The following is an 11,089-nucleotide window of genomic DNA, read 5'->3' as shown; positions in this document are numbered from 1 at the left end:
CTTCAGTAGTTGAACTTCCACGTACACCTCTTTGGGTTTCAAGGCCGCTCCGCAAAGCGGCCATCTTCTCAAATCGGTGTATCAGTTTTCAATCGCTGCGTGTATCAGTTTACAACCGCTGCTGACACAGCGCGCCCACGGGCATGCAATACAGGAGTATGCCGGGTGTGCTGTGACTGAATTCGCCGCTGATGCCGAATGAGAAAAAATAGACAAAATCCGGCATCATGCTGCCGATCGCCAGCGCCGGCAGGGAGGTGAACCCGCGTGCGTAGCGATGCAAGGGAATCACGATGGCGGGGTGGCATAAGGTGAACGGCATCGTTGCCTTCGCTGGCGGGTGTTCGGTCCTGGGATGCGCGCCGATTCAGGCCGCGCATCCAGGCGTCGGCTTACCTTGGACGGTGCAGCGCACAGAGTTTGTTGCCGTCCGGATCGCGAACATAAGATAGATACATGGCGCCCATATCGCTCTCGCGCAAGCCCGGCGGGCCTTCGCAAGTGACGCCGCCATGTGCGAGCGCTACGTCGTGAAATTGCGTTACCTGCTCGGGCGAACTGCATTTGAAGCCGATGGTCGCCCCATTCGCGCAGGTCGCTTCTTCCCCATTGATTGGTTCGGTGATGCAGAAGGTGTTGCCTTCATGCCGGTAGAACAGGCGGGTGTGGCCGGACGCGGCCACGTTATGAACCGGTTCGCCGGCGCCGAGCACGCCAAGCAGCGCGTCGTAGAAGCGCTTCGAGCGCTCAATGTCGTTCGAGCCGACCATGATGTGATTGAACATACTATATCTCCTTTGGGTCCTGAGGGTTCTTAGGGCTTGACTCTTGTGGTGATTAAAATTGACACTGACGGGAACAATATCGGACGCCGTCCGCGTCGATCCGGTTACGTCGAAAAAGTTCCGTGATCATAACGGTTTAACGGCGTGATGTGGTCCGGCCCGGTCACTTTTGTGTAATCTCCACAGCAGCCGCATATGGCATGACCGCGAATCAAGGACAACGATGAGTAATCTTGTTTATCTGTTCGGGAGAGCTGGCGAATTTTTATGCGGGGGGGAATTTTTGCGTCCGGTAGCCGGATCGCGTTACTTGTTTGACGTTTGCTTCCTGGGTGGCAACGCCCCGACTGTCGACTACATCGTCTACCTGGTGGACGAACGTGGCACGCGAACAGGTCCAATTTTTTTCGTGCAGGTAAAAACGACCGCCAGGGCCCCAAAAAATGGAACCGGCTACAAGGTCGGGTTCAGCGCAGCCGACGTCAGGCGCGCGCAAGCGACCAAGGTGCCGTTTTTCGTCTGTGTGGTGGATCGTTCGACAGAGGGACGCGCAAAGTTCTTTATCAAAGGCGTAGAATCGACACGTACCACAGGGATTGCCACGCTCGCACCGGTCCATGATCTGGCGACCGATGCGGTCAAGCTCGATCTTTACCAGGAGGTGACGCGCTTATGGGCTGGTCAGAGCATGCCGGCGCTCACGAAATTGATTTGAGAATATGATGGAACCGAAAGTTCAAGCGATTGCGAAGCGCTTTGCCGAGTACGTGGTTGGTGCGATGCTGGACAGATCCGGCGCGGATTTTATTTGCGGCAGACCAGTACTGGCAGGCAATGCCGATTTTCTGGTTCGGAACGGTAAAAAATTGTTGGCGATTCACGTCAGACATACCACCGATCCGAAGAATGCGAGCAAAGTCATGGCGCAATGGCGCGATAGCATGGCCGGTGACGCGCCTGCGCTTGCTAAAATTCAAAATGACGATGTCTATGAGCCCCATCTTGTCATCGTGGCGGGCGCGGGTGAAACCGTGTTTGCCGATGACGAGACGGCTCCGTTTTTGGCCCCGGATAAGCGAACCGCATTATCCGTGTTGACGCCCACTACATCAATGCGCAAGCGCGCTTGATATGGTCCCGCGCCGGTTTTATAGCGCCTAACAAAACCTCTCGACGTACCTCCAACAGATGAGTGAGCAGGCAAGCGAAAGAAATGCCTGGTGGATGTAGGCTCGCCGTTCATAACGGATGCGCAATCTGCGAAGACGGTGTAGCCACCCGAGGGTGCGTTCAACGACCCAACGCCATCGGCCAAGCCTTTCGCGTGACTCGACGCCGTAGCGTGCGATCCGTGCTGAGACTCCTCGCCGGCGCAGCTAGTCCCGATGTGCTCTTGAAACGTAGGCTCGATCAGTATGTAGCTTACCTGGACGTTTGCGCGCGCGGCAGGATAGCCCGTTAACAGCCGGAATCGATTCTAGGAGAGGGATGAGCATGCGCGAATCATGGAACCTGCGCGCCTATGATTTGGGCTACCGGCGGCGGTCCACGCTGATCTACTAGTAAATGGTGTTTTCAGCCGAGCTTGCCGCGATCATTCGGGTTTCGGCCAGTATGCTCGCCACCAGCCGGTGCCGGCAGGCTGGCTGCGTCAATGCAGGCTCGATCCCACATGATCTGTTCATACTCTCGGAGCCGCCGCAGGACCGCCTCGTGGACGCTCTGCCAAACACCTGCTTGTATCCATTCGTGAAGGCAACGCCAGCACGTCATGCCGCTCCCGCACCCGAGTTCACGCGGCAGGTACGCTCAAGGTATTCCGGCTCTGAGGACAAACAGGATTCCCGTCAGGGTCGCACGATCGTTGATGCGCGGTCGCCCACCTTTCGGCGATCCACTGTGAGTTGGAAGATGAGTTTCTATAAGCGACCAAAGGTCTTCGGGAAGAAGCGCTTGGGCCATGGCATCGGTCTGTCTGCGAATACGGCCGTCATCCTAGCGCCCGGACCGTGGGCAGGTACGAGAGCTTCCGCCCCTTAGCGGACATTCTGACGATCTTCACACGCGTGCGGTTGCTAACGGCTTGGCGTCCTTATATCGCGTAATGAACGAATGGATGGCCGGCACAGGTAGGTTAATCAGAATGGTTCCACTACTGTCCCAGCACGCGATTTCGAACAACGCGCCTTCGAGCTGTGGCCCCGGTTCGGTACCGTCCCAATACTGCGGATTATCCTCAACGTATGGCGCCATAGCAGGTGTCGAACGAACGCCCTTGGGTGCCGCGCTGAAGACTGCCCAGATGAACTGGACCTCGTACGTTCCGAGGAAAGCCGCGAGATCATCCCCCGAAAACCATTGATTATCGGGCGAGAACCCAGGTGGCCTCCAGTTTGTTTCGATGTCGCTGACGTACCAGTCGTAGTCTTGTGGCGCGATGTTGGCAGCCTCAAACACATCGCGCATGTTGGTGTACCAGCGAACCTGATCAGTCTTTTCGAGGATGAGATTCATTTGCTTCCTTGCATCGCTGCCATATGGTCATCACTGCTCGCAGTCACGGTTCAATGCCGCCGACAGCTGCCGCCCGAAAGCGACCGGTCGCAGTAGCTCACTGTACGCCGTTGTTGCTCCCAGGACTAGTGACCGGTTTTGTTAGGCACTTTTGTCGTTCGCGCTGTTATCGCCGTGCCGCGCCGCCTTCTCCCGCCCACCGGCCACGCACAACTGATCGAACTGCCGCGCCAGGTCGGCCAGCACCACATTGCCCAGGCTCTCGATCAGGATCGCTTCGGCCCGTTGCAGCGCGTCGCCCAGCGCCTGGTTGACCACCTTTTCAACAGCGCAGTCGGGATGCGCGTTATCGACTCCAATGGCGAACAAATGCGGTCCGCCCACCGCGCGATGGATGTCGAGCAGGGTCACCGCGCGCAAGTCGCAGGCCATCGACCAGCCGCCGTGCTTGCCCGCGCCGGACGTCACATACCCGGCCTCGCGCAAGCCGGCCATGGTGCGCCGCACCACCACCGGATTGGTATCGAGCATTTTGGCGATGTGTTCCGATGTCATCGGTCCGTCGTGCCTGGCCATGTGCAGCAGCACATGGAGCACGCGGGAAAGGCGGCTGTCTGTTCTCATTGAATGGGGCGATAAAAGGTGATCCGGGGCCCACAGTTTACCGCCTCCCGACACTGCCCGTGCATCCAAATTGCACCGGCAAAAGCCACCTTCCCAGTGCGATCTTTTCAGGTACAATCATTGTGAACGGTCGTGCTATTTTTGGACGATAATAACAAAGGAGACTGTATGGACCTGAACTATACGAGCGAGGACCTGGCGTTCCGCGACCAGGCGCGCGCCTTCCTCGACGCCAAGCTGCCGGCCGATCTGCAGCAAAAGGTGCGCAAGCACCTGCGCCTGGCGAAGGACGATTACGTGCGCTGGCACCGCATCCTGGCCGCACAAGGCTGGGTGGCGCCGGGCTGGCCGGCCGAATTCGGCGGCCCTGGGTGGAGCGCCGTGCAGCGCCACATCTGGGACGACGAATGCGCGCGCGCCGGCACCCCGCCGATCCTGCCGTTCGGCGTGAACATGGTCGCCCCGGTCATCATGGCCTTCGGCAGCGACGAACAAAAAGCCCACTTCCTGCCGCGCATCCTCTCGTGCGAGGACTGGTGGTGCCAGGGCTACTCGGAACCGGGCGCCGGCTCCGACCTGGCATCGCTCAAGACCAGCGCCGAACGCGATGGCGACTTTTATGTCGTCAACGGCCAGAAAACCTGGACCACCCTGGCCCAGCATGCCGACATGATCTTCTGCCTGGTGCGCACCGACAGCGGCGTGCGCAAACAGGAAGGCATTTCTTTTCTGCTGATCGACATGCACAGCCCCGGCGTGACGGTCCGTCCGATCATCATGCTCGACGAAGACCACGAAGTGAACGAAGTCTTCTTCGACAACGTGCGCGTGCCGGTGCAGAACCTGGTCGGCAAGGAAAACAAGGGCTGGACCTACGCCAAATACCTGCTCGGCCACGAACGCACCGGGATTGCCGCCGTCGGCCGCTCGAAGCGCGAACTGGCCTCGCTCAAGCGCTTGTCCGCCACGCGCAACAAGAACGGCAAGCCGCTGATCGCGGACCCGCTGTTCGCCGCCAAGGTCGCCACGCTCGAGATCGAACTGATGGCGCTGGAGATGACCGTCATGCGCGTGCTGGCGCAGGAACACAAGGCGCCCGGACCGGAAGCGTCGGTGCTCAAGGTGCGCGGCACCGAAATCCAGCAGACGCTCACGGAACTGATGGTCGAAGCGGTCGGCCCGATGGCGCTGCCGTTCGATGCCGCCTACCTCGAATCGGAAACGCCGCACAGCGTGTTTGACGATGACGACGCCGCGCCGCTGGCCGCGCACTACTTCAATCTCCGCAAGACCTCCATCTATGGCGGCTCGAACGAGATTCAACGCAATATCATCACCCAGATGATCCTGGGCCTGTGAGGGACTGAACATGGATTTCAACTTCAAGGAAGAACAGCTGGCCTTCGCCGATGCCCTCAAGCGCTGGGTGACCAAGGACTACAGCTTCGAGGCGCGTAAAAAAATCGTTCATTCAAGCGAGGGCACCTCCGCCGCCGCGTGGGCCGCGCTGGCCGAACTGGGCATGCTGGCGCTGCCGGTGCCGGAAGAGCAGGGCGGCTTCAACGGCACGGCGGTCGACATGTTCGTCGTCATGCGGGAGCTCGGGCGTGGCCTGGTGGTCGAACCGTATTTCGCCACCGTGCTCGGTGCGCATTTCCTGGCGCTGGGCGGCCAGCATCCCGGGCTGCTGGCGCAAGTGGCCGGCGGCGAACTCAAACTGGCCTGCGCGCTGGCCGAAAAACAGGCGCGCCATGACCTGTCGGACATCGCCACCACCGCCGTCGCCACCGCCGGCGGCTACGTCCTCAATGGCCACAAGAGCGTGGTGGTGCACGGCGGCCAGGCCGGCAGCCTGATTGTCTCGGCGCGCAGCGGCGGCGAACAACGCGGCGCGGACGGCGTGTCGCTGTTCGTGGTGCCGCTCGACGCGCTTGGTGTGGCCGTGCGCGACTATCGCACCCTCGACGGCCAGCGCGCCGCCGACGTCACTTTCGCCAATGTCCAGGTGTCGCCTGGGAGCCTGATCGGCGTCGAGGGCCAGGGCTGGGATTTGCTCGACGCCGGCGCCGACTACGGCGCGGGCTTGCTGTGCGCCGAAGCGCTGGGGGCGATGGAAGCGATCTTCGCCGCCACGCTCGACTACGTCAAGACGCGCACCCAGTTCGGCGCGCCGATCGGCAAATTCCAGGCGCTGCAGCACCGCATGGCCGACATGTACATCCACCTGGAGCAGGCGCGCTCGATGGCGCTGCTGGCCGCGGTGCGCCTGGCCTCTTCCGATGTGGAAGAACGCCGTCGCACCGTCTCGGCGGCCAAGTTCCGCGTCGGCCAGGCGCTCAGGTTCGTCGGCCAGCAGGCGGTCCAGCTGCACGGCGGCATGGGCGTGACCGACGAACTGCCGGCCGCGCACCACTTCAAGCGCCTGACCATGATCGAGCTGTCGCTGGGCGACTCCGACCACCACCTGCAGCGCTTCATCGCGCAGCCGGGTTTCGCGACGGGCGCCATGGCATGAAGAAGAGCACATGGTATTTCGAGGATTTTTATGTCGGCCAGGAGATCGCGCTCGGCAGCCGCACCGTCACGGAAGAAGAAATCATCGCCTTCGCCACCCAGTTCGACCCGCAGCCTTTCCACGTCGATCATGACGCGGCCGCGGCGTCCATCTTCGGCGGCGTGATCGCCAGCGGCTGGCACACCTGCAGCATGATGATGCGCATGGTGGTCGACGGCCTGTGGAGCGGGGCGGCCGGCATGGGTTCGCCGGGCCTGGACAAGGTGCGTTGGCCGCAGCCGGTGCGCGCCGGCGACACCCTCACCGTCAGCTACCTCACCACGGCGGTCAAGCCCTCACAGTCGCGCCCCGACCGAGGCGTGGTCTGGTCGACATGGCAGGCGGTGAACCAGCATGGCGACGTCGCCTGCATCATCGAAGGCATGGGCATGCTGGGGCGCCGCCCGCAGGAGAATGACGATGCGTGAATTTTCCAGCCTGGCCGAGATGCAGGCGCTGGTGGGGCAGGAACTGGCGGTGTCGGACTGGGTCGAGATCACCCAGCAACGCGTGAACCAGTTCGCCGACGCCACCGACGACCACCAGTGGATCCACGTCGACCTGGAACGCTGCGCGCGCGAGTCGCCTTTCGGCGGCCCGGTCGCGCATGGTTTCCTGACCCTGTCGCTCATTTCCGGCCTGTTCGACCGGGCGCTGCGCATGGTCGACGCCAGCATGGTGGTCAATTATGGCCTGAACAAGGTGCGCTTTCCGGCGCCGGTGCCGGTCGGCAGCCGCGTGCGCGCGCGCCTCACGCTGCAGCGGGTCGAGCCGATCGACGGCGGCGCCCAGCTCGAATGGAGCGTCATCGTCGAGCGCGAGGGCGGCGCCAAGCCGGTCTGCGTGGCCGAACTGCTGATCCGGCGCTACTGATGCCGCACCCGGCGGGGCCGCCCGGCCCCGCCTACACCACCGCCCTTGCCATCGCACCTAGCAGGAATCATGGGGTAATCCTGGCCGCATGGCGCGCCCGATGAGACTAGTATGAACTGACGGGTAACCTGTCGTCGTACGGTCATCAGCCAGGAGCACGGATGAAAATTGCGAACTTGAAAATCGGCGTTCGTCTGGGAACCGGTTTCGGCCTCGTTTTGCTGTTGATGGCGGCCCTGATCGCCACCGGCATTACCCTGCTCAACAGCGCCGGCGCCAGCACCAGGCGCATGGTCGACCACGAATGGGTCAAGGCCGAGGCCGCCAACGAGATCAATGTCGGCACGCGCGCCAATGCGCGCCGCACGCTCGAACTGTTCATCGTCACCGATCCTGCGCAACTGGCCAATATCCGCGCCCGCATCGAAGTGAACAAAAAGTCGATCGTCGCCGCGCTGGCGACGCTCGACAAACTGATCGAGTCGCGCGAAGGGCGCGATCTGCTGGAGCGGGTCACGCGCGAGCGGGCCGTCTATGTGGCCGCGTATTCGCGCGTCGACAAGCTGATGGCCGAGGGCAAGCGCGATGACGCGGCGGCCCTGATGCGCGCCGAAGGCCTGCCCGCGCTCGATACCCTGCAAAACTCGATCACCGCCCTGGGCGCCTTGCAGAAGCGGCTGGTCGAAGAGGCCAGCGCCGACGTCGGCCGCAGCATCGCCAGCGCGCGCACCCTGATGCTGTGGCAGGGCGCGGCGGCGCTGGTGATCGGGGTGCTGGCCGCTTGGTGGATCACGCGCTCGATCACGCTGCCGATCAACGACGCGGTGCGGGTGGCCAGGACGGTAGCGGCGGGCGACCTGAGCGCCCGCATCGCGCCCGGTTCGTCCAGCGAGACCGGGCAACTGCTCGAGGCCCTGGGCGAGATGAACGCAGGCCTGCGCAATATCGTCAGCCAGGTGCGCAACGGGACCGATGCGATTGCCACCGCGTCGAACCAGATCGCCAGCGGGAACATGGATCTGTCGGCGCGCACCGAGCAGCAGGCGAGCTCGCTGGAGGAGACCGCGTCGTCGATGGAAGAACTCACATCGACCGTCAAGCAGAATGCCGACAATGCGCGCCAGGCCAACCAGCTGGCCATTTCGGCCTCGCACGTGGCGGTGCAGGGCGGTTCGGTGGTGGCGCAGGTGGTCGACACCATGGGGTCGATCAATGAATCGTCGCACAAGATCGTCGAGATCATCAGCGTGATCGAAGGGATCGCGTTCCAGACCAATATCCTCGCGCTCAATGCCGCCGTGGAGGCGGCGCGCGCCGGCGAGCAGGGGCGCGGCTTTGCGGTCGTCGCCAGCGAAGTGCGCAACCTGGCGCAACGCTCGGCGGCGGCGGCCAAGGAAATCAAGATGCTGATCGACGATTCGGTAGAGAAGGTGGCCCAGGGCAGTGAGCTGGTCGACCGGGCCGGAACGACGATGCAGGCGATTGTCACGAGCATCAAGAGCGTGGCCGACATGATGGGCGAGATCACGGCGGCGAGCGTGGAGCAGACGGCCGGCATCGAGCAGATTAACCAGGCCATCACGCAGATGGACGAGGTGACGCAGCAAAACGCCGCGCTGGTCGAGCAAGCCGCCGCCGCCGCCGGTGCGCTGCAGGACCAGGCCGGAACGCTGGCGGGCGTGGTCAGCGTGTTCAAGCTGCCGGCCGGCGCGGAGCAAACCGGCCCCCGGCCCGCGCCGCGCGCGCTGGCGACGCGCGCGCCCGGGGAAAGCGCCACGCGAGCGGTCGCGCCGGCCGTCGGACGCACGCGTGAAGTGGCCGCCGCCGGTCCGGACGACTGGGAAGAGTTCTGAAACAGCTTCCTGGCCGCGAAGATCGATTTCCTTGATCTGCGTTGGTTGACGCGGGTCGCTCAAGCGGCATACCATTGCCACATAGAAACATCAAGTGCGTTCCATGACTGCCGCGCGCACGGCGTTGGCGATGCACCTCCAATCCGCGCCTGCCCAAGCCCTTCGCGCGGCATCGCACACGCGTCACTTCCATTCATTGCGCGGCGTCCGGCCAGCGCCGGCGCGCCCGCATCACCCTGGGTAACAGCATGAACATTGCAAACTTACGAATTGGGGCGCGCCTCGGCGGCGCGTTCGGCGTCATCCTGCTGATCATGGCGGCGCTGATCGCCAGCGCGCTCACACTGCTGGCCAACATCAGCGCCGACAGCACCACCATGATGGAGCGCGACATGGTGCAGGCCGATGCGGCCAACGTCATCAACGTCACCACCCGCGCCAACGCGCGCGCCACGCTCGAATTGTTCATCGCGCCCGACGCCGCCTACAGCGCCAGGGTGCGCGAAAAGATCGAGGCGAACAAGAAGGACATTACCGGCGCCATCGCGGTACTCGAGCAGCTGGCCAGCAGCGCCGAAGGGCGCGCCCTGCTGGCCCAAATCAAGGTGCAGCGTGCGGCCTATGTCGCCTCGTTCGGCACCGTCGGCAAGCGTCTCGCCGCGCAGGAACGCGACGAAGCCGTCGCCACCATGCTGGGCCAGACCCTGCCCGCGCTCGACACCCTGCAAGGCTCGGTGACGCGGCTGGCCGGCCTGCAAAAGACGCTGGTGGGCGAGGCCGGCCGGCGCATCGAAGCGAGCGTGGTCCTGGCGCGCCAGGCCATGCTGGTGCTGGGCCTGGCCGCGCTGGTGACCGGCGCCTTGTCCGGCTGGTGGATCACCCGTTCCATCACCGTGCCGATCGGCCGGGCGGTGCAACTTGCGAAGACGGTCGCCGCGGGCGACCTGACCAGCGACATCGCTGTGGTCTCGGGTGACGAAACGGGGCAATTGATGCAGGCGCTGCGCGACATGAACGGCAGCCTGCAAAATATCGTCGGCCAGGTGCGCGGCGGCACCGACGCCATTGCGACGGCATCCGGCCAGATCGCCAGCGGCAATATGGATTTATCGGCGCGCACCGAGCACCAGGCCAGTTCGCTGGAGCAGACCGCGTCGTCGATGGAAGAACTGACATCGACCGTCAAGCAGAATGCCGACAATGCGCGCCAGGCCAACCAGCTGGCATTGAGCGCGTCGCAGGTGGCGCAGCAGGGCGGGGCCGTGGTGGCGCAGGTGGTCGAGACCATGGGGTCGATCAACCAATCGTCGCGCAAGATTGTCGATATCATCGGCGTGATCGAATCGATCGCGTTCCAGACCAATATCCTGGCGTTGAATGCGGCGGTGGAAGCGGCGCGCGCCGGCGAGCAGGGACGCGGCTTTGCGGTCGTCGCCAGCGAGGTGCGCAACCTGGCGCAGCGCTCGGCGGCGGCGGCCAAGGAAATCAAGATGCTGATCGGCGACTCGGTGGAGAAGGTCGCGCAGGGCGCCGCATTGGTGGACCGGGCCGGAACCACGATGCAGGCCATCGTGACGAGTATTGACAGCGTGACCGGCATGATGGGCGAGATCACGACGGCCAGTGGGGAGCAGACCGCCGGGATCGAGCAGATCAACCAGGCCATCGCGCAGATGGACGAGGTGACGCAGCAGAACGCGGCGCTGGTGGAGCAAGCCGCGGCGGCGGCGGGGGCCTTGCAGGATCAGGCGGGGGCGCTGGCCGATATGGTCAGCGTGTTCAAGCTGCCGGCGCGCGTGGTGAACGGCGGGCGCGGGCCGGCGCCGGGGACGGCCAGGGCCGAGGCCACGGGGAGGGCGCCGCTGGAACGCCTGGCCTGGGCCTGA

The 11,089-nt window shown here is 63.6% G+C and carries 12 protein-coding genes and 1 pseudogene; 8 read left to right on the top strand and 5 right to left on the bottom strand.

What is annotated here, in order from left to right; translation table 11 throughout:
* Positions 1–109 precede the first annotated feature (109 nt).
* Positions 110–322: a DUF4184 family protein gene (locus F0185_RS31530; RefSeq protein WP_167232257.1), complete on the bottom strand. Its 213-nt coding sequence runs from the start codon at positions 320–322 to the stop codon at positions 110–112.
* A 70-nt stretch (positions 323–392) separates the two neighbouring features.
* On the bottom strand, positions 393–785 hold the full coding sequence (locus F0185_RS31525) for a VOC family protein (protein ID WP_167232256.1): 393 nt from the start codon (positions 783–785) through the stop codon (positions 393–395).
* Between the two features lie 223 nt (positions 786–1,008).
* Between F0185_RS31525 and F0185_RS31520 the strand changes: the two genes are divergently transcribed.
* Positions 1,009–1,500, top strand: coding sequence for a DUF4365 domain-containing protein (locus F0185_RS31520; RefSeq protein WP_167232254.1), 492 nt, complete (start codon positions 1,009–1,011; stop codon positions 1,498–1,500).
* Between the two features lie 7 nt (positions 1,501–1,507).
* Positions 1,508–1,915, top strand: a complete 408-nt coding sequence (locus F0185_RS31515; protein ID WP_167232252.1) for a hypothetical protein — start codon at positions 1,508–1,510, stop codon at positions 1,913–1,915.
* Positions 1,916–1,942: 27 nt separating this feature from the next.
* Here F0185_RS31515 and F0185_RS31510 read toward each other — a convergent pair.
* From F0185_RS31510 to F0185_RS31500, 3 genes and pseudogenes are all read right to left on the bottom strand, one after another.
* A pseudogene (locus F0185_RS31510) lies at positions 1,943–2,747 on the bottom strand (IS5 family transposase).
* Between the two features lie 96 nt (positions 2,748–2,843).
* Positions 2,844–3,299 (bottom strand): hypothetical protein, encoded by a 456-nt coding sequence (locus F0185_RS31505; RefSeq protein WP_167232250.1) that lies wholly within the window; start codon positions 3,297–3,299, stop codon positions 2,844–2,846.
* Between the two features lie 141 nt (positions 3,300–3,440).
* Complete coding sequence (locus tag F0185_RS31500) at positions 3,441–3,923, bottom strand: Rrf2 family transcriptional regulator (protein WP_167232248.1); 483 nt, start codon at positions 3,921–3,923, stop codon at positions 3,441–3,443.
* A 168-nt stretch (positions 3,924–4,091) separates the two neighbouring features.
* On the opposite strand from F0185_RS31500, the gene F0185_RS31495 reads away from it, so the two are divergent.
* The 6 genes from F0185_RS31495 to F0185_RS31470 all read left to right on the top strand — a co-directional run bounded on the left by F0185_RS31495 (position 4,092) and on the right by F0185_RS31470 (position 11,089).
* The gene (locus F0185_RS31495; RefSeq protein WP_167232247.1) at positions 4,092–5,282 is read left to right on the top strand and encodes an acyl-CoA dehydrogenase family protein; all 1,191 of its coding nucleotides are present in this window, start codon (positions 4,092–4,094) and stop codon (positions 5,280–5,282) included.
* Positions 5,283–5,292: 10 nt separating this feature from the next.
* Positions 5,293–6,438: an acyl-CoA dehydrogenase family protein gene (locus tag F0185_RS31490; protein WP_167232245.1), complete on the top strand. Its 1,146-nt coding sequence runs from the start codon at positions 5,293–5,295 to the stop codon at positions 6,436–6,438.
* The gene (locus F0185_RS31485; RefSeq protein WP_167232243.1) at positions 6,435–6,905 is read left to right on the top strand and encodes a MaoC family dehydratase; all 471 of its coding nucleotides are present in this window, start codon (positions 6,435–6,437) and stop codon (positions 6,903–6,905) included. Before F0185_RS31490 ends, F0185_RS31485 begins: the two co-directional genes overlap by 4 nt.
* Positions 6,898–7,350, top strand: coding sequence for a MaoC family dehydratase (locus F0185_RS31480; RefSeq protein WP_167232241.1), 453 nt, complete (start codon positions 6,898–6,900; stop codon positions 7,348–7,350). Before F0185_RS31485 ends, F0185_RS31480 begins: the two co-directional genes overlap by 8 nt.
* Positions 7,351–7,511: 161 nt before the next feature.
* Positions 7,512–9,203, top strand: a complete 1,692-nt coding sequence (locus F0185_RS31475; protein WP_167232239.1) for a methyl-accepting chemotaxis protein — start codon at positions 7,512–7,514, stop codon at positions 9,201–9,203.
* Positions 9,204–9,451: 248 nt separating this feature from the next.
* Entirely contained in the window at positions 9,452–11,089 is a 1,638-nt protein-coding gene (locus F0185_RS31470; RefSeq protein ID WP_167232237.1) for a methyl-accepting chemotaxis protein, read from the top strand.

The sequence above is a fragment of the Massilia rubra genome (genome assembly GCF_011682065.1).
In the GTDB taxonomy this organism is placed as follows: domain Bacteria; phylum Pseudomonadota; class Gammaproteobacteria; order Burkholderiales; family Burkholderiaceae_D; genus Telluria_A; species Telluria_A rubra.
This window is presented reverse-complemented; position numbering and strand designations above follow the sequence as displayed.